We start from the raw sequence: 21,773 nt of genomic DNA, 5'->3' as shown, positions 1-21,773 counted from the left end.
GCTTACTCACTGCGTTTTAACAGCGAAGCGGGACGAATCGCGTCGGTGCCGAACTTCCTCCGGGCGGCGTCCGAAGCCTGCTCTGCCTCGCGTCTGCCGAACTCGCGCTCACCGATGGTGAGCTGCCGGTGGGCCGATGCGCTTGGAGACAGCTGCTCGACCCGCACCCCGAGCAGCCGAACCAGCGGCCGCTTCGATGTTTCCCGGAGCGCGTCGAACAGTTCGACCACGGCAGCGTATATATCGCTCGCGACGTCAGTGCCCTGGTCCAGAGTTCGGGATCGGGTGACGGTGAAGAAATCGCTGTACCGTACCTTGAGCACGACAACCCGGCCGACGAATTCCGCCGAGCGCAGCCGGAGCGCTACCTTTTCGGAGAGCCTCAGCAATTCACGTCGCAGCTCGTCGCGGGCACTCAGATCGATATCGAATGTTTCCTCGGCTCCGATACTCTTCTCCGGTCCGCCGGTGGAGACCACCCGCGGGTCGATTCCATTCGCCAGCTGCCAAAGGTGCGCGCCATGTGCACCGAGGGCACGCTGAATAACCGACTGCCTGGTGGCCGCCAGGTCGCCAATCGTCGTAATACCGAACCTGGCCAGGCTGGCCTGGGTTTTCTCGCCGACTCCGGGCAGCGCCTGCACCTGCATCGGACTCAGGAAGTCGAGCACGCGTTGCGCCGGTATTACCAGGAGGCCGTCGGGTTTCGCCCGAGTGGAGGCCAGCTTGGCGACGAAGAGGGTCGAGGCGACCCCGATCGAGCAGACCAGCCCGGTGTGCCTGCGGACGTCTGCTCGAAGGTCGGCGGCTATTGTCGCCGGGCTGCCAAGCCGGCGAACGGCCGAACCCACATCGATAAACGCCTCGTCAATGCTGATCTTCTGAATCTGGTCGGTCCGCTGGGCGATCAGTTCCATCACCTGGGCCGAGAACGCGGAGTAAGCCCCCTTGCTCGGCGGGATGACCGTTGCCTGCGGGCAGAGCCTGCGGGCGCGCGTCATCGGCATCGCGGCATGAACGCCGTATGCCCGCGCCTCATAGGTCGCGGAGACAACGACGCCACGATGAGATGATCCACCGACGATCACCGGGCGGCCCCGGAGCTCCGGTCGTTCCAGCAATTCGACAGAAGCGAAGAACGCGTCCATATCCAGGTGCAAAATGGTGCACCCGGTGTCGTCGGCGCCCAACGACGACAGATCTCCGCCGGAGCGATCCAGCTGTTTTCGGCTCACAGAGACAGGGTACTTAACAACACTGACAGCGGTGCCTGAGTTGCTGCTGACGCAGGTCGCGATTCGCGATTACGCGATTCGCGAACCCGGCGCGGACCTTAGGTAGCTGTCGCTTCAGCAGACAGAGTCACGACACTTTGACCGGGGCGATGGATCGCGGATATAACCTCAGAAGTCGCTTGTGCGCTTCCCCGAATCAGTTCGAATAAGGCGCCTGCGGCACGAGCTCCCATTTCTGCACCGTCGAGGCTGATCGTGTCCAGCGGAGGAACGACGAACTCCGTCCATTCGGCGTCGCTGAACACGATCAGCGAGAGGTCTTCGGGAACTCGGCGTCGGAGCAGACGCAGCGCCCGGTAGACATAACGTGCCTGATAGGAGTCCGCAGCGAGTACCGCGGTGAGGCCGTCTTTGGCTTCAAGCCACTGCGTGACCCTGAGCTGTGCGTCCTCAGCAAGATGGGGGGTGAAACAGAGTTGGCCGGGTCCGATGGGCAATCCGGCATCGTGCATTCCATCAACGAAGCCGCGCGCACGCAAAACCGAGGGCCGGTCAGGACCGAGCACGCGCAGGATTTGGTCGGACGAATCAATGACGATCGGTTCCTCGGCCTGGACCGAGGACACCAGGCCGATCTGATGATGTCCATGTTCGACCAGCGACTGCACCGCCCGGCGAGCGGCTCCTGCGTTGTCAGATACAACACTCGGCAGGCCCTCAGGGGCTCGATCGAGACACACGAGCGGCACGGCGCGAGCAGCCGCTTGGAGGTGCTCACGTTGGGAGACGACAACAGGAGAAACAATAAGCCCTTCCACTCCGTGCGAGAGCAAGTTGCGAATACCTTCACGTTCGCCGTCGAGACGATCGGCGCTATTGAAGACAACGACCTGGTATCCGAGGGGCTCGGCTATTCGGCAAATTCCGCCAAGCGCTTCGGAGAACAGGCCATCGGTGATGTCGGCGCTGACAAATCCAATCAGTTGCGATTGCCCGGTGCGCATTGCTTTAGCCATGCGACTCGGTGCGTAATCGAGCTCTCGTGCCGCACCGAGCACTGCCTCATGGACCTGACCGCTCGCGTACCCATATCCACCGAGTACGCGCGCCGCAGTAGCCCGGGACACGCCTGCCGCCGCAGCAACATCCTTAATACTGGCGCTTTTCGGCTTCATACCGCGCTTTGCTCACTTTCCTGGGCTTGGATGCACCGTTTCGGTATTCTTATAAGTCAAGTGTATTGGCGAGTTACTTCCTCGACCTGTGACCAACCGAGGACAACGCTCCAGGCAACGAGAGCGTCCTGGTATCCAGTTCCACCGACAAAGGCCGCTCGGATCCCCCTCGCACCGGCGTCCCCGGCCCGCGGAGGTGGAACCTGACCGAGGTACCGCAGAACCGGCAACCGGCCGCCGGCGTCGGTCCACTGGACAATTGGGCCGAAATTTTCAGGTGCGTTATCAACGAGAACCGTGGTGGCGTGGCCGATAATCTCGGGCTCGATCTCCACAAGCGCTGGGCTGAACGAGTTCATCGTGCCGACGACAACGTCATCAGCAAGATCCGATCGAGAGATGACCGGTCGTGGACTCGAGGTGCAACAAGCAACGACATCGGCGCCAGCAGCGGCTTCAGCTATGGTGCGGGCTGTGTCGATCCCATCTTCCGCTGCCACCCCCGAAGGGGTATATGCCCGGACCTCGGCGGCCCCGAGAACGGTGCGGGACAGTTCAGCGACCTGTCGCCCCTGGGAACCGAAGCCGATCACCGCCACCCTCGGCTGCGGAATTGGCCGCAACGCCCTTATTCCCGCAACAAGTGCTCCGGCCGTGCGCATGGTGGTAACGGCTTTTCCGTCGACGAGGGCCACCGGACGACCAGTTGCGTTTTCGAACAGCAGGACCGCTGCCTGGACGGTATCGATTCCCTTGGCTCGGTTGCCCGGTTTCTGAATCCCCGTCTTTACACACATCCCCAATCCTGGGATCAGGCAGCTGTGTCCAAAGATCAGGTCTTCTCCGGCATCAGCGGCCATACGCGTCGCCGTGAGTTCGGGGTGTCCGGCGATCCGCCCAGCGCGGTCCATCGCTTGGACGAGTTCATCGTCCGTCACCGCTATGTGGCATGCCGCGACACCGATCCTTTCGATACTGTCAATCTTCTCAGTCATCCCAGTACCCGAGACAAGAACGACACGGTACGCGGGTGCGAACTTCGGGAGAAGATGTCCTCAGGCGTACCCGCTTCCACGACGTTACCCTCGTCCATGAATACGACTTGGTCTGCGACATCCGCAGCAAATGACATCTCGTGAGTGACGATCACCATCGTCATCCCATCATCGGCCAATCCACGCATGACGTCGAGAACGTCACCGACGAGTTCGGGATCAAGGGCCGATGTCGGCTCGTCGAACAACATGACCTCTGGCTTCATCGCCAGTGCCCTCGCGATCGCAACCCTCTGCTGCTGTCCACCGGACAATTGAGCAGGCTTGTGATCCTCTTTGCCTTGCAGCCCCACAGCGGCTAGCAAGTCGGCGGCTTGCTGCCTTGCTACGCCTTCGCTTATTCCATTGACAAGGCGGGGAGCCAGTTTGACATTGTCCAGTGCGGAGAGGTGCGCGAACAGGTTGAAACTCTGAAAGACCATGCCCATCCGTTCACGTTGTCGGGCAAGGCCGGCCGGGCGCATCTCGCGCAGTTCGTTACCCGACCAGGCATAACCAATCGGCTCACCATCGAGGTAGACATACCCTTGATCAGGACGCTCAAGGAAGTTCAGGCAACGGAGCAGAGTACTCTTCCCCGATCCTGAGGGTCCGATGACGCACTGCACCTGACCTTTTCGAACCTCAAGGTCCACGCCGCGCAATACGTGATTACTGCCGAAATACTTGTGAATATTATCGGCTTTAAGCAGTGGCCAGCTCATGAGACGACCTTTCGCGCGCCAAACGGATTGAATGTTAGTTTCTGCACTGGAATCAACGGTCGATCGTGGACCTTCCGTTCAACTGTCTGCTGGGCAAGCGTAAACACTGTTGTCAGTACCAAGTACCACAGCGTGGCGACGAGCAGCAGAGGAATTGTCTGATAGTTCCGCGAGTAAATCATCTGTGCGCTGTATAGCAGGTCAGGCGTTGCGAGCACGCTTACCAGCGACGTGAACTTCAGCATGGAAATGAGATCGTTCCCGATTGGCGGAATGACTATGCGCAGCGCCTGCGGTAGCACAATACGGATCGTCACTTTCCCGGATGAAATCCCCAACGCCGAAGCGGCTTCGACCTGCCCCCGCGGCACCGCCATAATTCCAGCGCGGATCATCTCGGCAGCATAGGCGCTCTCCGTCAAGGCAAGGCCGAGGATAGCAGCCGAGAACGGGGTCATCAGAGTGTTCGTGTCCCAGCTCGCCCACGTGATGCCGGAAAACGGCACACCAAGCTTCGTTTCCGGGATGAGGGTGGCGAGGTTGAACCAAAAAATCATTTGTACGAGGGGTGGAACTCCGCGGAAGAACCACACCCAGAGCCAACTGACTGCAGAAAACAGTGGGTTTCGGCTCAGGCGCATTATGGCCAGAATTACGCCGAGGACCAAGCCGATGACCATCGCAAGGAAGGTCAATTCAATCGTCACCCACAGCCCATGAAGAATCTCGGGATGAAAGAGATACTCGCCGACGACATCCCACTTCATGTTTTCGTTGGTGAACAGCAGATGGAGAAACGAGGCTATCAAGGCAAGGACGATTACTCCCCCGAGCCACCACGTGGGATGTGTCAGATGGCGAACTCGGGTTTCCGAGGTCGCGATACGTGCTGAGTCAGCGTCAGTCGGAGCATGCGTGACGTTAGACACGGTGCATCATCCCTTCGGATGCTCTTCGGTGATCAACACGGCCCGGTCCAGATTGCCGACTTCTGAGGCCGCCCAGTTCGCTCGGATCTTGGCATAGGTGCCGTCGTCGATAAGTGACTGCAGCGCATCCCGAAGTACCGGGCCGAGTTCACTCCCCTTTGGCACTCCGATGCCGTTGTAGACAGGATCGACGATGAAATCCCCAACTTCAAGGGCCCCGGATTGCTTCGCGGCGTAGCCGAGCTTTCCCGATCCCGCAGCCACAAGTTCTACCCGGCCCGACGAGACAGCAAGTTCCGCCGAAGGCTGATCTTTGAACTGCTGGATGTCCATCGGCTTGTCGCCGCACACCTCCTTATTGTGGGAGGTCAGATAGTCGTATTCCCACGCGCCTGTGAGTACCGCAACGGACCTTCCGCACACCTCATCGAGCGCATCCACTGCGGCGGAACTATTGCCCTTCTTCCATGCGAAGGCTGTCCCCTCTTTCTGAAGCGGGACGAAATCAAGGCTCTTAAGTCGCTCATCGGTGACCCCGAGGCTGGCAACTGCAATGTCGTAACGATTATTCTCGAGCCCCGGAATGATGGCATCGAAGCCACTGGGGTCATAGGAAAAACCTACTCCCATCTTCTGGGACATCAATTCCGCCATCTCGACCGACCATCCCTTGAATTGATTGCCCTCAACGTACTCCTCGGGCGCCCAATCGCTGTAGACGGCGACATTCACACCTTTCGCAAAGTCGTCGGGAACCTGCGAGGCGACTGAGTCGTCGACTTTCACGGAGACAGGAACGCTCGGTTTTCCCGACGATGCAGACTGGCTTCCTTCGTCGGCTGCCGAACTGCAGCCGGCCAGGACAACCAGAGAGACCGTAAAGGCAAGTGGAGCCACTACGTTGAGTTTCATGACATCTTCTCTCTCTGACGGCCGTGCGGTGAAATGTGCTCGTGGACAAGGTTGGCGCCGATAAAGAGTCCGAGCGACCCGACCGATTTGCACACTTCGGCCGCTCGGATTGTCGCCTGCGCCATCGATTCGTGCGGAGCTTGATCGTTGAGAATGCTGGCCAGCATCACAGCGATGAAAGCATCTCCCGCGCCTAGAGTGTCGACGGCGGTTATTCGGGAAGACGACTGCTCCCAGGCCCCACTGGAACGGAAGTGCAAAGCACCTTCATTGCCCAATGTCGTCGTCACTGTCTCCACGCCGCCGGAAAGCAGTCTTCCGGCGTAATCTTTCAGGTCCGCCGGGGCGTGGCCGGCAGCCGAGAAAAAAGCGTGTGACACGTGGGGCATCAGCGTCCGGGCATACGCATCGTCGATGTGTGCATCGAAATCAAATGACACGGGGGCAATCGAAGCCAGCCGTGGAAGCGCATCTTCGAGAAGCGATGAATAGCTGGTATGGATGATGCTCGCCCCGTCCACGGCTGCCCACTGCCTGACACTGGGCGAGACTGCGCTGGCGCCCCGATCGAAGTCCGCAAAATAGCGTTCCCCGTTCACGTGGTGAATCCGCGCGTAACCAGTCGGCCGGCCAGGGATACGCTCGATTCCATCGACGGCGAGCCCCTCCTGAGTCAGGGCATCAATCACAGCGAGTCCGACTTCATCGTCGCCGACGCTTCCTATGTAGTGCGTCGATATACCCAGGCGGTGGAGATGGACCGCGACGTTCAGGCAATTTCCGCCGATCGAGGCCTGTCCCTGCTCGACGAACAGATCAACAATATTGTCGCCAATCACAACTGCTCGCATCAGTATGTGGCCTTCCACATGTACTTCCGACTGATCAGCGGCACTTCCGTGACCGCCTCGACGCGCTGCGCAAGCCGGGCAATGACTGAACTAGCGAAGAGCAAGGCGGAAACCGTCGACCGATGGTTGGCGACCACTCCCGTCATCGGCAGCTCTGCGGTGTCGAGAACACTCGTTTTCCGGCTGAACCGCCTAGCGAACTCCGCGGCACGTTCTGCTATCTCTCGGGTCGAATCTTCACCAACGAGGACGAGTAACGTGCTGTCATCGTCGATCATCTCGTGGGTGCCATGAAGAAAATCGTTGGCACCGGAAGCGACCGCGGCGAGATTCTGCATCTCCATGAGGTAACACGAGGCGAACGTGTCGATGGCACCTTCATTGGGGCCCGACCCGATGACGAACGAAAGTTCTGCATGGGCAATCGACGTGGCCACTGCTTCCAGCTCGCGGTCCCACGCGACGTTAGTCTCCCGGAAAACCGGCCCCAAGCCGGCGAGCACGTCAGGCGCCGGGAGAGATCGCGGCACGACGTGCCGAGTATCAAGGAGTTCGTGCGCAATCACGGCTAGCAGCACCTGCTTGGCCTCAACTCCGTTGTGGTTGATTATGTGCTCGGCTGCTGCAGCGCAAGGACTGTCAACGTTCTGGCACACGAGCAGAACCGGGGCCTCTGAACTACGCGCCACAGTGATTGCTTCTGCTGTCTCCATCGTCGTGCCGTGAGTAGACGATGCAATGACCAGGGAATTCTGCCCGAGGCCGGCAGGACGACGGGCAACCAGTTCGGCGGAATTGATTGTGATGACCGGCACCGGTAAGTCATCGAGCAGATACTTCATGGCACCGAACATGTAGAGCGAGCCGCCGCAACCCACGAGATAGATCACTGACGTACTCGACGTGAAGTAGTCGGCAACAAAGCGACGTACCGCTGTAAAGGTTGCTCCGGTTGCCACATCGGCGACATCCTCGACGATGCTGTCCTGCATCCCCACGACACCGCGTCCCTGCACTGTTTTTATCATTCTGGCTCCTATGTGAGATCGATCTCAGTACCTCCAGAGTGAGAGCTGCGTCACAGCACGTCAAGGGATTGTGAGATCGATCTCACATAGTGGTCATGCATGCTCGGGACGTCCCGGCTTGCCAGGTCAATCGCTCAGGCGTATTTTTGTACTGACTAGTCAGTTCAAACTGACCGTTTAAGGAGATCTCGATGCAACAGCCGACCGAAGGCTCTGCCGAGCCGGTAGGGGAAGCAAGCGAGCTGGAAACCGTTCTGGAAGCCGCCGGCGCCGAAGACACGACCGACGCTGCCGGCGAAGAAGCTTACGATGACGCTGGCGACCTCACCTATGAACCGACCGACGCTGGCGACCTCACCTATGAACCGACCGACGCTGCTGAGCTGGAGCCCGCAGCCGAAGACGCTACCGAACTCGCGACCGCCGAACCGGAGCCCGCAGTAGCGGTTGCCGTCACCGACCTGGGTCTCGCAGTGCGCGGCCGCACGATCTACCAGGACGTGTCGTTCACTGCGGCCGCTGGCTCACTTGTGATCGTGAATGGCCCCTCCGGATCTGGCCGGACGACCCTGCTGCTCGCACTCGCCGGCAGGATGAAGCCGACAACCGGCCACCTCGAGGTGCTCGGCCACGAACTGCCAAGAGAATCCTCGACTGTCCAGCGATCGGTCGCGCTGGCGGAAATGCACGGCGTCAACCCGCTGGAGCCGGCACTCTCGATTCACGACCATGTCCGGGAACGGATAAGCGGCCTGTCCCCCTGGTACAAGCCGATGATTCCGGCCCGGCGCTACCAGGCGGCACGCACGCTGCTGGAAGATCTGGCCGGGTCCGTCGGGATTTCCGCGAGCGACGAGGCCACCCTGGTCCGCGACCTGCATCCGCTTGAACGCAGCACTGTGGGCATTGGCCTGGCCCTGCTGGCCGAACCCCGGATCCTGGTCGTCGACAACGTCGATTCAATCCTCGACGCCGGGCAGCGCACGGCCCTGTGGGAACTGCTTCGCCAAATCTGCGCGGACGGCAGCACCGTCGTGGCAAGCTGCGTCGAGCTGCCACTCCCGGAAATTCTCGACGACGACCGTTGCGTCCGCGTCGACCTCACTACCACTGAACATATTTGAGGACTGGAACCATGGCACGCCTCACCCACCTTCCCAGCTTCGAGCTGAAGCGCTTCAGGTCGGCGACACTGACGAAACTCGCACTGCTGGCGGTTGTCGTCGTTCCGCTGCTGTACGGCGCCCTTTACCTGTGGTCGTTCTGGAATCCCACCGGCAACCTCGACCACGTGCCGGCGGCCCTCGTGGTGCAGGACAAGCCGGCATCGGTCACCTCGTCCGATGGCAAGACGACGACGCTGAATGCGGGCGAGGAACTCGCTGAGAAGCTGCCCGAGTCGGACTCACTCGACTGGACGATAACCGATGCCCAAGAGGCTGCCCGCGGGCTGAAGCAGGGCAAGTACCTGGTCATCGTGACGGTGCCGGAGAACTTCTCGGCAAACCTGGTCTCCCCCGCATCCGAGCGCGCCGAACAGGCGAACCTAGAACTCACAACCGACGACTCGAACAATTATCTGATCCGCCAGATCTCCAACAGCGTGCTGAAGGCGATCCGCGAAAACCTCGCCCACGAGGTGACCAGCGAGTACGTGAACAATGTGTATGTCTCGCTGAGCACGCTGCACAATTCGACCAACGATGCCGCCGACGGAGCGAACGACGTCGCCGATGGCGTCGATTCAGCCGACAACGGAGCCCGCGAGCTGCGCGAAGGGCTCAAAACGCTGTCGTCGAGCTCACACCAGCTGGCGAACGGCGCGAGCGAGCTGGACACCGGCATCGGGAAGCTCGATACCGGAGCGAATGACCTGGAGGCCGGCCTGGCGAAGCTTGACTCCGGAGGAAAAACTCTGGCGCAGGGGCTGTCAACCCTCGACGACAAGACGGCCAGCCTGCCCGAGCAGAGCCGGCAACTCGCCGACGGCGCGCAGCAGGTGGCCGAGGGAACCGAGCAGGTCAACGACGTGGCGACCAAGATCAACAAGGCCAGTGACGACATCGCCGAAGCCAGGCAGCAACTGCGGGACGACCTCATCGCCGACCTGAAGACGCAACGTGACGACGCGAAGAATGCCGGCGACCAGACGACCGTGGAGGCACTGGACAAGGCGATCGCAAAAGCGGAGTCGGTTGCCGACAGGGTCGATCCGAAACTGCAAGGCATCGATTCGGACCTCGACGAGGCCGCGGCGAGCACGAAGAAGCTTGCAGCCGGCGCCAACAAGGTGGCCGATGGCGCGGAGAAACTCGCCGAGGCCGCGCCAGCGCTGCACCAGGGCATCAAGAGTGCCTCGAACGGCGCCGATCAACTGTCGTCCGGCATCCACTCGGCGTCCGCTGGCGCTTCGGCGCTCTCTGATGGCGCGGCCGAGGCCAAGACCGGATCGGCGAAACTTGCCGACGGCAGCACGAAACTTGCCGACGGGGCGGAGAAGGCGACCGACGGTTCCGGTTCACTTGAGGAAGGCCTAGCCAAGCTCAGCGACGGCTCGCACAAGCTAGCCGACTCCCTGGCCGACGGCGCGAAAAAGATACCGGACTACGCCGACAAGGATCAGCGGTCCGATGTGGTCGCCAATCCGGTTGGCCAGACCGATTCGAATGAGAACAAGGCGAACACATACGGGATAGGCTTCGCGCCGTACTTCATCGCGCTGGCCATGTGGGTGGGCGCTCTGGTGACGTACATGGTGCTCAAGCCGTTGTCGCCCCGCCTTATCGCATCTGCCACCAATCCGGTCCGGGTGATGTGGGCGAACTACGCTCCGGCCGCGCTGTTGTCGCTCGGCCAGACAATCCTGATGTGGCTCGTCCTGCATTTCGGCCTCGGAATAACGCCCGAACATCCGCTGGGGGCTTTTGCGATGACCTGGCTCGGCAGCCTTGCGTTCACCGCACTGATGCAGTTGTTCAATGCCGCACTCGGCACCCCGGGCCGGCTGCTGGCCCTGGCGATCCTGATGCTGCAGCTGACGTCCGCCGGCGGAACCTATCCGATCCAGACCTCGCCGGGTCTGTTCCAGGCGCTGCACCCCTACCTGCCGATGACGTACCTGGTCTCGGGCCTGCGGGTGCTGATCTCCGGCGGCGACATGTCCAGAATCAGCCTGGACGTCCTGGTCCTTGCCGGCGTCGCTCTCGGCGCGCTGGCTCTCACCGCCCTGACCGCCCGGAAACAGCGGATGGTGACAATGAAGCGTCTGTATCCGGTCCTGGAGGTGTGATGGGAAAGTCAATGACGACCCGCGAGAAGATCTACGAGTCGGCGGTGGTGCTGATCGCCGAGCACGGGTATGCGGCAACCACTATCGACGAGATAGCCGCCAAGGCCGAAGTCGCCAAGGGCACGGTGTACTACAACTTCGGCTCCAAGGAGGAACTATTCCGTCAGCTGCTGGGGTACGGCGTCGACCTGCTGACCAGCCGGATGACCGAGGTCAGCAAGGGACTTAAGGGCACGGCGGCGCTTGACGCCATTTTCACTGAGGTACTGCAGCGGGCGTCGAAAACACCGGCGTTCATGCAGCTGCTCTTCACCGAAATGTACCGAACCGGCCGGGCCTGGCAGGACACCCTGCTGTTCGTCCGGGAGAACGTGCTTGGCGTGATCCGGAACGTGATTGCCGAAGGCAAGGAGAGCGGCGAGTTCGACCCTTCTGTCGATCCGGAAACGGCCTCGGCTGCCGCAATGGGCGCGCTGGCGATCGCCATCCTGGACTGGCTCGCTTACCATCCGTCGACCCCCGTGGACGAGCTGCACAAGAGCGTGTCCCAGCTACTGCTGCGCGGGCTTGTAGGCTAAAGGGATGACATACGCACGACGCCTTACCGTTGCCTGCTGCCTTGCCGTAGGACTCGCGCTGACCGGATGCGGCAATTCCGGCAGCGACGAGCAGCCCAGCCCCGGCACCGAATCGGCCGGATCCGAAAGTGCTGCGCCGAGCGCACCTGCCGAAAGCGAAGCCGCGCCGACGGATTCAATGGTCGACGGTGTGATCGAAGGCTTCCCCACCGATCTGATTCCGGAATTCCCTGGGTCGAAGACCACCTCGACGGCTGACACCGCCGAAGGCGACATTCGCAAGCTCAGCCTGTCAGGCACAACCGACAAGAGTGCCAAGGATGTCGTCGACTTCTACGCCGGAAAGCTGGAAGACGCCGGATTCAAGAAGGTCAGCTCGACCGAGGAAGATAAGACTGCTACCACCGTGTATTCGCGGTCTGACGGCGTCGAACTGCTGACCGTGACGACCGCGCCGCACCCTGACGACGACAAGATGCTGGTTTTCACCGTGGGCGGCGAAATCAAAGCCGACAAGTAGCCTTCCGCCATGGCCAGCTCCCTCGCCGAGATTCGGCGCACGATAGACGACATCCTGCAGGATTTCCTGACCCGCCAGCGCACACAGCTTGAGCAGATCTCGCCGGCTGCGCTTTCGCTGATCGACTCGGTTGAACCCCTGCTCGGGCGCGGGAAGCGGATCCGTGCCGCCCTGTGCGTCTGGGGGTTCGAGGCCGCCTCGGCTCTCTCCGCTACGGCAGACGACTCTGACCGGTCGGGCATCGCCGCTGACCCAGTGCCGTCCACGGTTGGAATCAACCAGGCCGCGGCATCACTTGAGTTGCTGCACGCCGCTGCCCTGGTGCACGACGACCTGATGGACAACTCCGATACCCGACGGGGCCTGCCTGCGACCCACCGCTGGTTCGAGGCGACGCACCTCAGGCAGCGACTTGCCGGCGATGCCGAAGCGTTCGGCCAGGCCGGAGCGCTGATCGTCGGCGACCTATGCCTGGGTTGGAGCGAGGAGCTGTACGGCTCGTGCGGCATCCCGACGGCATTCACCCCGAACGTGCTCGCCGTCCGTGACCGGATGCGGGCCGACGTCATGGTTGGCCAATACCTCGACATTCTTGGCCAGGTCGATCCGCAGCAGGGCCCCGCCGCCCAGCTGGCAGCGAAAAAAGTTCTGCGCTACAAGTCAGCCAAGTACTCGGTGGAACACCCATTGCTTCTGGGTGCTGCCCTGGCCGGCGCGCCGGAAGAACTGCTGGCCAGGCTCTCCGGTTTCGGGCTCCCGTTGGGCGAGGCGTTTCAGCTTCGCGATGACGTGCTCGGCGTTTTCGGCGATCCGGACCAGACCGGGAAGCCCGCCGGCGATGACCTGCGGGAGGGCAAGCGGACGCTGTTGGTCGCCTTCGCGCTGGAAAAGGCGGACGCCCGTGGGGCCGCAGTGATCGAGCGTCTGCTCGGAGATCCGTCGCTGGATGCTGCAGGCGTGGAAACGCTGCGCGGCATCCTGCAGGAAACCGGGGCACTACGCCGCACCGAGGAGCTGATCAATGCCCTTGCCGAGCAAAGCCAGGCCGCGCTGGACGATATTGCCCTCGGCACCAGTACGGGCGCTGCCGGAAACGGTGAGAACGTCACAGAACGCCCGGCCGCGGCAGAGGTACTTGGCACCCTGGCGGGATTCATCGACACCGTGACGGACCGAACCAGCTAACCTGCGGCTAGAACGCCAGCGCCTGGGCCCGGCGTCGTACCTCGGTTTTGTGTCCGGCTCGCAGCGCGTCGATCGGGGTACCGGGCAGCGACTCATCCGGGGTGAACAGCCACCTGATGATTTCGTCGTTGCCGAAACCGGCATCCGAGAGCACCACCGCGGTTCCCTTGAGTGAGGGCAACACGCCTTCATCGGTCAGGAATGCCGCTGGAATCTTCAGGATGTTTCGTTCGCCCACCCGGGAGGCGAGTAGCTCGCCGTCCTCCAGCAGCCGTCGAACTCGCACAATGTCGAGGCCGAGCCGCTCCGCGGCATCCGGCAGGGGCAGCCATTCTGGTACCAGGTTTTCTATCTCAGTCACGACATCAAGCCTGCCACACGCCGATGGTGCTGCCGACACCCCGAGCGCGCGGATAGCCGGGGATGCCGTACGGGAATGCGTTAGATTCGCAGTGGATGTACTCACCACTACCATCCTTCCCCAGCATTAAGGTCAGTGATGAATTCAGGATCAAACAGTGCCCCGACCACGCCAGATTCGCCCCGGAAAGGCTTGAGGAGGACGGCGTTCGCCTCGACGCCGCTCATGGTGGCAGCCATGCTTGGTTCCGGTTCCGCGACAGCCGCAGCCGCCGAAACGCAGCCGCTCCCGGATGAAACGGCGGCCGAGACAACCGGCGCCGTCTCCCGATGGACATCGCTCCGGGCAGGCGCTTCCACCACGGATACCGCACACGGCACGGCTACGACCGGTACGGGGTCGACCCAGTCGGGCGGCGCGGCTCAGGCCGGCGCGGCTCAGGCCGGCGCGGCTCAGGCCGGTGGCGCCTCGACCTACACGGTGCGCGACGGGGAGACTGTCTCCGCTATCGCCCTGCGGCTCGGAGTCTCGACCCAGGACCTGCTGCGGGCCAACCGGCTGTCATCACGCACCGTGGTCCACCCCGGCAGGGAACTCACCGTGCCGTCCTCGTCGCAGAACGCTTCGGGAACGTCCGACTCGGCCCGGCCCGCGAAAGACAGCTATCAGGTCGAGGCCGGAGACACGTTGCTCGGAATTGCCCTGCGCCACCGCACGACGGTGCCGGCGTTGCAGAAAGCCAACGGGATGGGGACCTCGACGCTGATCACGATTGGCCAGTCCATCAAGCTCAGCGGCAAGGGGTCGGTCAGCGATTCGCCACGTACCAAGGCGCCGGACGACCTTCCGCACGTGCCGAAGAAGTTTGCCGGCCGCAGCTACCCGGACGAAACCGTCAACGCAGCCCGGATCAATAAGAAGATACTGCTCTCCCAGGATTTGCCCAGCAGGAGCGAGATGAAAAGCCTGGTCGCCTCCACTGCCCGCGCCAACGGAGTCGACCCGGCACTGGCACTGGCCGTTGCCGAACAGGAATCGGGGTTCAACATGGCCGCTGTATCCCCCGCGAACGCCATCGGCACGATGCAGGTCATTCCGGCTTCCGGCCGCTGGGCTTCCGACCTTTCGGGGCGCAAGCTGAACCTGCTGATCCCCAAAGACAACGTCACTGCCGGAGTGGTTATTCTTAAGAAACTCCTGGCCGAAAGCGAGGACGAGCCCCAGGCGATCGCAAGCTATTATCAGGGTCTTACCTCGGTGCGTGAGAACGGGATGTACGACGACACCCGCCGGTACGTGAACTCGGTCCGGACACTGAAGTCGAGATACTGACCATGCTGTGCCGCGTGATGGGGAACTGCGCAAAACCCCCGGGCGGTCAGCTCGGCGGAGTAAGGTTCAACGTCGTGCGTTGCGTAGAATTATTCGAATGACCAACTCTGCCGACCCCCTGATCGGGAAACTGATCGACCAGCGCTACCTGGTGGCAGAAATCATCGCACGAGGTGGGATGGCGATGGTCTATCTCGCCGAGGACACCCGTCTCGATCGCAGCGTCGCGCTCAAGGTGATGCACTCCCACCTGAGTTCGGATGGGGAGTTCGTCAGCCGGTTCCGCCGCGAGGCCAAACACGCCGCGGGGCTGTCCCATCCGCATCTCATCACTGTGTACGACCAGGGCCAGGACGGCGACATCGTCTATCTGGCGATGGAGTACCTGCCGAGCATCACTCTGCGGGACAGGCTGCGCTCCGGTGGCGCGCTTACCCCGCGGGACGCGATCACCGTACTGGACGGAATGCTCCAGGGGCTTGCTGCCGCGCACAACGCCTACGTGATCCACCGCGACGTCAAGCCGGAAAACGTACTGCTCGGCCACAACGGTCAGGTCAAACTCAGTGACTTCGGCCTGGCCCGAGCGGTCAGCACCTCGACGACAACGAACACGCTGATCGGCACCGTCGGCTACGTCTCCCCTGAACTCGTCACCCGCGGCGCGACGGACGCGCGCAGCGATATTTACGCCGTCGGCATCATGTTCTACGAACTGCTGACCGGTGAGCAGCCCTATCGCGATACGATGCCGATTCAGGTTGCTTACCGCCACGTCCACGATGACGTGCCGGCGCCGTCCAAGCTGGTTCCGGGTCTGGCGCGGGACCTCGACGAGCTCGTGCTCTGGGCGACCGCCCGGGATCCGGAGAACCGGCCGGTCGATGCTGAGGCGCTGCTCGGCGAGCTGAGGCAGGTCCGGTCGACGCTGAGCGACGCCGAACTGGACTTCGACCCGACCGGAAGCCGGTCCCTTGAGCTCGCGCCGACCCAGGCGGTGCAACGTCCGGCAAGGCGTGAGAGGACGGCATCTGCTGCCCATCCCGGCCCGGACGACGCGCGGAACATACCCCTGACCGCGACGGCAACGATCGGGACTTCGAAAGCGGCCGGCAGGAAGTCCCGGAAAAAGATCGTCGCGCTTGCCGCCCTGCTGGTCGTTCTGCTGCTTGGCGGAACAACCGGCTGGTACTTCATGGCCGGTCCGGGCGCTACCGTCGCGGTCCCGGCAAACCTGATCAGTGAAACCGCCGACGACGCCGAGACCACGCTCAGCGCGACCGGGCTGGAAGCCCAGACCCGCGAAGTTTATGACGACGACATCCGGAAGGGAATAGTCGTAGACACGTCGCCGGAGGAAGGCAGCAGGGTGCCGAAAGACGGCTCGGTGACCCTGATGGTGTCAAAGGGCCCGGAGCTTTTCGCAATGCCGGACGTCACCGGGAAGTCGTTGGATGACGCGAAGGACGACATCGCCGGCGCGAACCTGGCGGTAGGAAAAACCAGCGAGACATACAGCGAAAAGGTCGAAGCCGGCCTAGTGATCAAGCAGTCGGTCAAGGAGGGCAGCGAGGAACGACGAGGCACCAAGGTCGACCTTGAGGTTTCCAAGGGGCGCGAGCCGATCGCCGTCCCGGACCTTGCCGGCAAGTCACGCCAGGAGGCGGAGCAGGCGATCGACGACGCCGGACTCAAGCCGAAGGTGACCGAGGAATTCAGCGATAGTGTCGCAAAAGGCACAGTGATCAGCCAGGAACCTGCCGCCACTTCCACCCTGTACCGGGGTGACACGGTGAACATCGCGGTCTCCAAGGGTCCGGAGATGATCGATGTGCCCGATGTCGTCGGCCAGCAGGAAGACCAAGCCAGGAAAACTCTTGAGGAGGCCGGCTTCAAGGTCAAGGTTGAGAAGATCCTCGAAGGCTACTTCAAGACTGTGCGCAGTCAGGATCCGGCCGGCGGCGGGAAGGCCAAGTCGGGAAGCACCGTGACAATCACGGTTGTATAGCGGGCTATTTCCTGAGCAGTCCGCTCAGCACCTCGGCGGCGCGTTCGGCTCCGGCATCGTCAACATCGAGATGGGTGACGAGTCTCGCCGTGACCGGAGACAGCACCGAGAGCAGGACGCCGCGTTCGGCCGCCTGACCGGCGAAGGTCGCCGCATCGATTTCCAGCGTGGACAAGTCGAGCACGATGATGTTCGTCTGCACAGCAGCGGGGTCGACGATTTCCGGCCGGACTGCGGCGAGGGCCGATGCCAGTTCCGCCGCCCGCTTGTGGTCGTCAGCTAGCCGGGCAACATTGTTGTCCAGTGCCCATAGCCCCGCCGCGGCCAGAATCCCGGCTTGCCGCATCCCCGCGCCGTAGCGCTTTCGCAGCACCCTGGCATGGGCGATCCGGGGGTGCGAACCAACCAGAACCGAGCCGACCGGAGCCCCGAGCCCCTTCGACAGGCAGAGCGAGACGCTGTCGGCCAGCCTCCCGTACGTGTCCATACCGATCCCAGTGGCGACGTGCGCGTTAGCGAGCCGCGCGCCATCCAGGTGCACGAACACGCCCGCCGCGCTGGTACCCGCCCGCAGCCGCTCGAGCTCGGCGAGGTCGGCAATCCGGCCGCCGGAGAAGTTATGCGTGTTCTCGACGGCGACCGCCGCGGTGGAGACCTGGTAGTCCCCACCGTCCGGCACCATCATCCGCAGCGGATCGGCAGCGCGGAACGTGCCGTCCGGACTGACCCAGGTCCGCGTGGTCACCCCGCCAAGGACGGCATGGCCACCGAGTTCCGCCCGCAGGATGTGGGCCAGGGAATCGGCAAGAATCTCATCCCCTGGTTCGACCAGGGTGCGGACGCCGAGCAGGTTCGCCAGGCTTCCGGTCGGCGTGAACAGACCGGCATCGTGGCCGAGCATAGCGGCGACGCGGGATTCCAGCGCGTTGACCGTTGGATCCTCGCCGTAGACATCGTCGCCGACCTCGGCTTCGGCCATCGCCGACCGCATCGCGGCACTCGGACGGGTAACCGTGTCGGAGCGAAGATCAACCGTCATCGCTGCTTGAGCAACTCCGCGACCTGGAAGGCCAGCTCAAGCGACTGTTCGTGGTTGAGCCTCGGGTCGACCAGCGACTCGTAGCGGATCGCGAGTCCCTCGTCGTCGATCTCGGCAGCGCCGCCGAGCACCTCGGTGACGTCGTCGCCGGTGAGCTCGACATGCAGGCCGCCGGGTACTGTACCGACCTCGTAATGCGATTCGAAGAAGCCGGTCACTTCGTTCATCACATCGTCGAAGCGCCGGGTCTTGTATCCGGTCTGCGAGGTGATGGTGTTGCCGTGCATCGGGTCGCAGACCCAGAGGGCGTTCGGCGCCTCGGCGCTTATCTTACGCAACAGATCGGGCAGCTTGTCCCGGATGACGCCGGCACCCATCCGGGTGACGAATGTCAGCCGGCCGGGCTCGTTGTCCGGGTCGAGCTTGGCCGCCAGAGCCAGTGCGTCCTCCGCAGTGGTGCTGGGTCCGAGCTTGACGCCGATCGGGTTCCTGACCCGGGAAAGGAAATCGACGTGGGCGCCGTCGATGTCCCTGGTCCGCTCACCGATCCAGAGGAAGTGCGCTGAGACGTCGTATGGATCGCCGGTGCGGGAGTCGATCCGGGTCAATGCGCGCTCGTAATCGAGCAGCAGCGCCTCATGGCTGGAGAAGAATTCGACCGACCGCAGTGCGTCGAAGTCGGCGCCGCAGGCGTTCATGAACCTGATCGCCCGGTCGATCTCGGCTGCCAGCGCCTCGTAGCGGTGGTAGTTGGCGTTATTCGCCAGGAAGCCGCGGTTCCATTCGTGCACCAACCGCAGATCGGCGAACCCGCCGGTTGTGAACGCCCGGATCAGGTTAAGCGTCGCGGCGGCGACGTGGTAACCGCGCAACAGGCGCTGCGGATCGTGGCGACGCGATGCCTCGCTGAAGTCGTGGCCGTTGACGATGTCGCCCCGGTAGGCGGGTAGCGCGACGTCATCGCGGGTTTCGGTGTCGGAAGAGCGGGGCTTGGCGAACTGGCCCGCCATCCGGCCCACCTTGACCACGGGCAGCGAACCGCCGTAGGTGAGGACGGCCGACATCTGCAGCACTGTGCGCACCCGGTTGCGGATCTTGTCCGCGGTCGCGTCGGCGAACACCTCGGCACAGTCGCCGCCCTGTAACAGGAATGCCTCGCCACGGGAGGCTGCGGCAAGCTTGGCCTTCAGCACGTCCGCTTCGCCGGCAAAGATCAGTGGCGGGAGTGCCGCGAGCTCGGCGGTCGCCTTTTCCAGCGCATCCTGATCCAGATATGTCGGCTGCTGGAGCGGGTTGAGGTCACGCCAGGCGTCGAGTCCTGCAATAACCGCGGGGTCGCCCGACATATGGCCGGAGGTGCTGAAATGCGCTTCGGTGCTAAGAGTCACAAACTAAGAGTAGTCAATCATCCGGAGACTCAAAATCGTCGGCCGAAACGTGGTCAAGGAAGTCGCGGAACTTCGAAACCTCATCCTCGTCCTCCTCGGGCATTTCGATGCCGCCAGCCTCGAGGACCTCGTCCGAGCCGTACACGGTGCAGCCCGCCCGCAGCGCCAGCGCGATCGCGTCCGAGGTGCGGGAGCTGACGGTGTGATCGCCGCTGAAGACGAGTTCCGCGAAGTAGACCTTGTCCTGCATCGAGACCACGCGCACAGACTCGAGCTGGGCGCCGAGTTCCTCGGCAACATTCAGTAACAGATCGTGGGTCAGCGGCCGTGGCGGCGTCAATCCTTGTTGCGCCAGGGCAATCGCATTGGCTTCGGGAGCGCCGATCCAGACCGGCAGGTATCGAGGCGTGCCCTTTGCGCGCAACAACAGCACGGGCTGATTTGCGGGCATTTCGATTCTTACGCCGACAACCTCTAGTTCCTGCATACCTCTAACCGTACCCCGCCGGCTACGTCAGCTTAAGACCTCAGCAGACGATCGAGACGGGCGTTGAGCAGCACGCCGTGCAGCTGGGCGCACGCGGCCGCGATCTCGCTGCTCCGGGATCCGGCTTCGGCCTGCGCCGCTGCTGTCTTCCGGGCCAGCAGCGAGCCGACGGCACCCTCGATCAGACCGGCATCGGTCTCGGCAACCGTCTTGAATCGCTTCAGATGGCGCGGCTCAATCCCGTGCCCGGCGAGCACGCGCGCGGTGCCGGCGATGACGACGTCGTCCTCGTCGTACTGTTCCTTGGAGCTGTCGACGAGCGAGAACTCGCCGAGCTCGGTGAGGAATCGTGCGCTGATCTGCGCCGCCTGACATAGCTCATTGCGGCTGAGTCGAAGCCGCTTGGCGGCAAGCATCGCCCGGCCCGCAGGATGTTCCGTCTCAAGCGAAAACTGCGGGACCCGCGGTGGCTGGTTGCTGGGCAGCTCCACCTCCAGGCCACGGTCGAGGTCATCGAGGTAGGACCGGATCGCGTCAAGCGGAAGATGCCGGGTCTGCTGCAACCTGCAGATCAGCCGGATCCGCTCGACATCGGCGGCGAAGTACTGCCGGTAGCCGGACGCCGTCCTCCTCGGTTGGATCAGGCCCTGACTTTCCCAGAAACGGACCTTCGAACTGGTGATGCCGTCGAACTCGTCCGCCAGGGCAGCCAGGACGCCGCCGATGGTTAATGCCGGCACAGCTACCCTGCCAGGCCGGGCTAGGAACGCGGGCTGGTGTGGTAGATCATCCGGAACTTGCCGATCTGCACTTCGTCGCCGGCCTTCAGCTGATGCACGTCGACCCGCTCCTTGCCGACGTAGGTGCCGTTCAGCGAGCCGGTGTCGCGTAGCTGGTAGCCATCGGCGGTGCGGATGAACTGGGCGTGCTTGCGGGAGACGGTGACGTCATCCAGAAATATGTCGGCTCCGGTGCTGCGACCGACGCTGACGGTGTCCTGGTCGAGCAGGATACGCGATCCCTGGTCGGGACCGCTGACCACGAACAGCAGGGCAGAGCCAGCCGGCAGCGACTCGAAGGTTGCGGCATCTTCGGGTGTCAGGATCTCGCCGGTGCGCGGATCGGTGATGTCCGCTGGCGACGTCGGGGCTCCCAGAGTGGACGAAACGCCGTTCCGGTCGTCAGCAGGGCGCTCGTCCGTGTGCTCTTCCTGGCCCTGCCCGGCATCCACTCTCGGCTGCGACGTCGTGTAGTCGGAGGATTCGTCGGAATGATTCTCGTGACTCATGATGTGTTCCTTCGCCTCAGACGAGCTGCCGGTAGTCGGCTGCCGACAGCAGTGATGCAGACGTCGATATGTCGTCGACATCGATTTCGAAAAGCCAGCCCTGTCCGTATGGATCACTGTTAATCAGTTCGGGGGTCGCTTCCAGCGTTTCATTGATCGCCGAAACAGTGCCCGAGAGCGGCGCGAAGATATCGCTCACGCTCTTGGTCGATTCCACTTCGCCGCAGGTGGACCCGCCGGCGATCTGGTCCCCAACGGCCGGAAGGTCGACAAAAACCACGTCGCCAAGGGCGTCCTGGGCAAATGCGGTGATCCCGACCCGCACTACCGATTCGGAGTCGGTTCCTGCCACCCATTCGTGTTCGGCCGTGTACTGAAGACCTTCCGGGTACTGCAATTCGGCCATTGG

The 21,773-nt window shown here is 62.7% G+C and carries 22 protein-coding genes; 7 read left to right on the top strand and 15 right to left on the bottom strand.

Going from position 1 to position 21,773, the window contains the following annotated elements; all coding sequences use genetic code 11:
* Window positions 1-2: 2 nt before the first annotated feature.
* The 8 genes from dinB to LWF01_RS05865 form a co-directional block, all read right to left on the bottom strand.
* Window positions 3-1,235, bottom strand: a complete 1,233-nt coding sequence (gene dinB / locus LWF01_RS05900; RefSeq protein WP_349640115.1) for a DNA polymerase IV — start codon at window positions 1,233-1,235, stop codon at window positions 3-5.
* A 98-nt stretch (window positions 1,236-1,333) separates the two neighbouring features.
* The gene (locus tag LWF01_RS05895) at window positions 1,334-2,410 is read right to left on the bottom strand and encodes a LacI family DNA-binding transcriptional regulator (protein WP_349640114.1); all 1,077 of its coding nucleotides are present in this window, start codon (window positions 2,408-2,410) and stop codon (window positions 1,334-1,336) included.
* A 56-nt stretch (window positions 2,411-2,466) separates the two neighbouring features.
* Window positions 2,467-3,405, bottom strand: a complete 939-nt coding sequence (locus LWF01_RS05890) for a hypothetical protein (protein WP_349640113.1) — start codon at window positions 3,403-3,405, stop codon at window positions 2,467-2,469.
* The gene (locus LWF01_RS05885; protein WP_349640112.1) at window positions 3,402-4,169 is read right to left on the bottom strand and encodes an amino acid ABC transporter ATP-binding protein; all 768 of its coding nucleotides are present in this window, start codon (window positions 4,167-4,169) and stop codon (window positions 3,402-3,404) included. Before LWF01_RS05885 ends, LWF01_RS05890 begins: the two co-directional genes overlap by 4 nt.
* Window positions 4,166-5,098: an amino acid ABC transporter permease gene (locus tag LWF01_RS05880; protein WP_349640111.1), complete on the bottom strand. Its 933-nt coding sequence runs from the start codon at window positions 5,096-5,098 to the stop codon at window positions 4,166-4,168. The genes LWF01_RS05885 and LWF01_RS05880 overlap by 4 nt, the downstream gene beginning before the upstream one ends.
* A 6-nt stretch (window positions 5,099-5,104) precedes the next feature.
* Complete coding sequence (locus LWF01_RS05875) at window positions 5,105-6,010, bottom strand: transporter substrate-binding domain-containing protein (RefSeq protein WP_349640110.1); 906 nt, start codon at window positions 6,008-6,010, stop codon at window positions 5,105-5,107.
* The gene (locus LWF01_RS05870) at window positions 6,007-6,861 is read right to left on the bottom strand and encodes a PfkB family carbohydrate kinase (protein ID WP_349640109.1); all 855 of its coding nucleotides are present in this window, start codon (window positions 6,859-6,861) and stop codon (window positions 6,007-6,009) included. Before LWF01_RS05870 ends, LWF01_RS05875 begins: the two co-directional genes overlap by 4 nt.
* The gene (locus LWF01_RS05865) at window positions 6,861-7,889 is read right to left on the bottom strand and encodes an SIS domain-containing protein (RefSeq protein ID WP_349640108.1); all 1,029 of its coding nucleotides are present in this window, start codon (window positions 7,887-7,889) and stop codon (window positions 6,861-6,863) included. Before LWF01_RS05865 ends, LWF01_RS05870 begins: the two co-directional genes overlap by 1 nt.
* A 191-nt stretch (window positions 7,890-8,080) precedes the next feature.
* Between LWF01_RS05865 and LWF01_RS05860 the strand changes: the two genes are divergently transcribed.
* Genes LWF01_RS05860 through LWF01_RS05840 form a run of 5 tightly spaced genes read left to right on the top strand, consistent with a single transcriptional unit; the run spans window position 8,081 to window position 13,461 of the window.
* Window positions 8,081-9,013, top strand: coding sequence for an ABC transporter ATP-binding protein (locus LWF01_RS05860; protein WP_349640107.1), 933 nt, complete (start codon window positions 8,081-8,083; stop codon window positions 9,011-9,013).
* 11 nt (window positions 9,014-9,024) lie between these two features.
* Window positions 9,025-11,178, top strand: a complete 2,154-nt coding sequence (locus LWF01_RS05855; protein WP_349640106.1) for a YhgE/Pip domain-containing protein — start codon at window positions 9,025-9,027, stop codon at window positions 11,176-11,178.
* Between the two features lie 11 nt (window positions 11,179-11,189).
* A complete protein-coding gene (locus LWF01_RS05850; protein WP_349640105.1) occupies window positions 11,190-11,756 on the top strand; it encodes a TetR/AcrR family transcriptional regulator in 567 nt (188 codons plus the stop codon).
* 4 nt (window positions 11,757-11,760) lie between these two features.
* Window positions 11,761-12,276 (top strand): hypothetical protein, encoded by a 516-nt coding sequence (locus LWF01_RS05845; RefSeq protein WP_349640104.1) that lies wholly within the window; start codon window positions 11,761-11,763, stop codon window positions 12,274-12,276.
* Window positions 12,277-12,285: 9 nt separating this feature from the next.
* The gene (locus LWF01_RS05840) at window positions 12,286-13,461 is read left to right on the top strand and encodes a polyprenyl synthetase family protein (protein WP_349640103.1); all 1,176 of its coding nucleotides are present in this window, start codon (window positions 12,286-12,288) and stop codon (window positions 13,459-13,461) included.
* Window positions 13,462-13,468: 7 nt separating this feature from the next.
* Here LWF01_RS05840 and LWF01_RS05835 read toward each other — a convergent pair whose 3' ends face one another.
* On the bottom strand, window positions 13,469-13,822 hold the full coding sequence (locus tag LWF01_RS05835; protein ID WP_349640102.1) for an Rv2175c family DNA-binding protein: 354 nt from the start codon (window positions 13,820-13,822) through the stop codon (window positions 13,469-13,471).
* Window positions 13,823-13,960: 138 nt separating this feature from the next.
* On the opposite strand from LWF01_RS05835, the gene LWF01_RS05830 reads away from it, so the two are divergent.
* A complete protein-coding gene (locus LWF01_RS05830; RefSeq protein WP_349640101.1) occupies window positions 13,961-15,154 on the top strand; it encodes a lytic transglycosylase in 1,194 nt (397 codons plus the stop codon).
* Window positions 15,155-15,251: 97 nt separating this feature from the next.
* Window positions 15,252-17,162 carry a Stk1 family PASTA domain-containing Ser/Thr kinase gene (pknB, locus tag LWF01_RS05825; RefSeq protein WP_349640100.1) on the top strand — a complete coding sequence of 637 codons (1,911 nt, stop codon included), beginning with the start codon at window positions 15,252-15,254 and terminating at the stop codon, window positions 17,160-17,162.
* Between the two features lie 4 nt (window positions 17,163-17,166).
* Here pknB and LWF01_RS05820 read toward each other — a convergent pair whose 3' ends face one another.
* Genes LWF01_RS05820 through gcvH form a run of 6 tightly spaced genes read right to left on the bottom strand, consistent with a single transcriptional unit; the run spans window position 17,167 to window position 21,770 of the window.
* A complete protein-coding gene (locus tag LWF01_RS05820) occupies window positions 17,167-18,201 on the bottom strand; it encodes a threonine aldolase family protein (protein WP_349640099.1) in 1,035 nt (344 codons plus the stop codon).
* A complete protein-coding gene (locus tag LWF01_RS05815) occupies window positions 18,198-19,547 on the bottom strand; it encodes a class II 3-deoxy-7-phosphoheptulonate synthase (RefSeq protein ID WP_349640832.1) in 1,350 nt (449 codons plus the stop codon). Before LWF01_RS05815 ends, LWF01_RS05820 begins: the two co-directional genes overlap by 4 nt.
* Before the next feature lie 55 nt (window positions 19,548-19,602).
* Window positions 19,603-20,076 carry a bifunctional nuclease family protein gene (locus tag LWF01_RS05810; protein ID WP_349640098.1) on the bottom strand — a complete coding sequence of 158 codons (474 nt, stop codon included), beginning with the start codon at window positions 20,074-20,076 and terminating at the stop codon, window positions 19,603-19,605.
* 32 nt (window positions 20,077-20,108) lie between these two features.
* Entirely contained in the window at window positions 20,109-20,816 is a 708-nt protein-coding gene (gene ftsR / locus LWF01_RS05805; RefSeq protein WP_349640097.1) for a transcriptional regulator FtsR, read from the bottom strand.
* 20 nt (window positions 20,817-20,836) lie between these two features.
* Window positions 20,837-21,364 (bottom strand): FHA domain-containing protein, encoded by a 528-nt coding sequence (locus LWF01_RS05800; protein ID WP_349640096.1) that lies wholly within the window; start codon window positions 21,362-21,364, stop codon window positions 20,837-20,839.
* A 16-nt stretch (window positions 21,365-21,380) separates the two neighbouring features.
* The gene (gene gcvH, locus LWF01_RS05795; RefSeq protein ID WP_349640095.1) at window positions 21,381-21,770 is read right to left on the bottom strand and encodes a glycine cleavage system protein GcvH; all 390 of its coding nucleotides are present in this window, start codon (window positions 21,768-21,770) and stop codon (window positions 21,381-21,383) included.
* Window positions 21,771-21,773 lie beyond the last annotated feature (3 nt).

It is taken from the genome of Saxibacter everestensis, assembly GCF_025787225.1.
GTDB classification, from domain to species: Bacteria; Actinomycetota; Actinomycetes; order Actinomycetales; family Brevibacteriaceae; genus Saxibacter; species Saxibacter everestensis.
This window is presented reverse-complemented; position numbering and strand designations above follow the sequence as displayed.

Bases quoted from the DNA above. Each gene is read 5' to 3' on its own strand.
- LWF01_RS05895 (WP_349640114.1), bottom strand. From the start codon at position 2,410: ATGAAGCCGAAAAGCGCCAGTATTAAGGATGTTGCTGCGGCGGCAGGC.
- LWF01_RS05890 (WP_349640113.1), bottom strand. From the start codon at position 3,405: ATGACTGAGAAGATTGACAGTATCGAAAGGATCGGTGTCGCGGCATGC.
- LWF01_RS05885 (WP_349640112.1), bottom strand. From the start codon at position 4,169: ATGAGCTGGCCACTGCTTAAAGCCGATAATATTCACAAGTATTTCGGC.
- LWF01_RS05875 (WP_349640110.1), bottom strand. From the start codon at position 6,010: ATGAAACTCAACGTAGTGGCTCCACTTGCCTTTACGGTCTCTCTGGTT.
- LWF01_RS05870 (WP_349640109.1), bottom strand. From the start codon at position 6,861: ATGCGAGCAGTTGTGATTGGCGACAATATTGTTGATCTGTTCGTCGAG.
- LWF01_RS05865 (WP_349640108.1), bottom strand. From the start codon at position 7,889: ATGATAAAAACAGTGCAGGGACGCGGTGTCGTGGGGATGCAGGACAGC.
- LWF01_RS05860 (WP_349640107.1), top strand. From the start codon at position 8,081: ATGCAACAGCCGACCGAAGGCTCTGCCGAGCCGGTAGGGGAAGCAAGC.
- LWF01_RS05855 (WP_349640106.1), top strand. From the start codon at position 9,025: ATGGCACGCCTCACCCACCTTCCCAGCTTCGAGCTGAAGCGCTTCAGG.
- LWF01_RS05850 (WP_349640105.1), top strand. From the start codon at position 11,190: ATGACGACCCGCGAGAAGATCTACGAGTCGGCGGTGGTGCTGATCGCC.
- LWF01_RS05845 (WP_349640104.1), top strand. From the start codon at position 11,761: ATGACATACGCACGACGCCTTACCGTTGCCTGCTGCCTTGCCGTAGGA.
- LWF01_RS05840 (WP_349640103.1), top strand. From the start codon at position 12,286: ATGGCCAGCTCCCTCGCCGAGATTCGGCGCACGATAGACGACATCCTG.
- LWF01_RS05830 (WP_349640101.1), top strand. From the start codon at position 13,961: ATGAATTCAGGATCAAACAGTGCCCCGACCACGCCAGATTCGCCCCGG.
- pknB (WP_349640100.1), top strand. From the start codon at position 15,252: ATGACCAACTCTGCCGACCCCCTGATCGGGAAACTGATCGACCAGCGC.
- LWF01_RS05820 (WP_349640099.1), bottom strand. From the start codon at position 18,201: ATGACGGTTGATCTTCGCTCCGACACGGTTACCCGTCCGAGTGCCGCG.
- LWF01_RS05815 (WP_349640832.1), bottom strand. From the start codon at position 19,547: ATGTCGGGCGACCCCGCGGTTATTGCAGGACTCGACGCCTGGCGTGAC.
- LWF01_RS05810 (WP_349640098.1), bottom strand. From the start codon at position 20,076: ATGCAGGAACTAGAGGTTGTCGGCGTAAGAATCGAAATGCCCGCAAAT.
- LWF01_RS05800 (WP_349640096.1), bottom strand. From the start codon at position 21,364: ATGAGTCACGAGAATCATTCCGACGAATCCTCCGACTACACGACGTCG.
- gcvH (WP_349640095.1), bottom strand. From the start codon at position 21,770: ATGGCCGAATTGCAGTACCCGGAAGGTCTTCAGTACACGGCCGAACAC.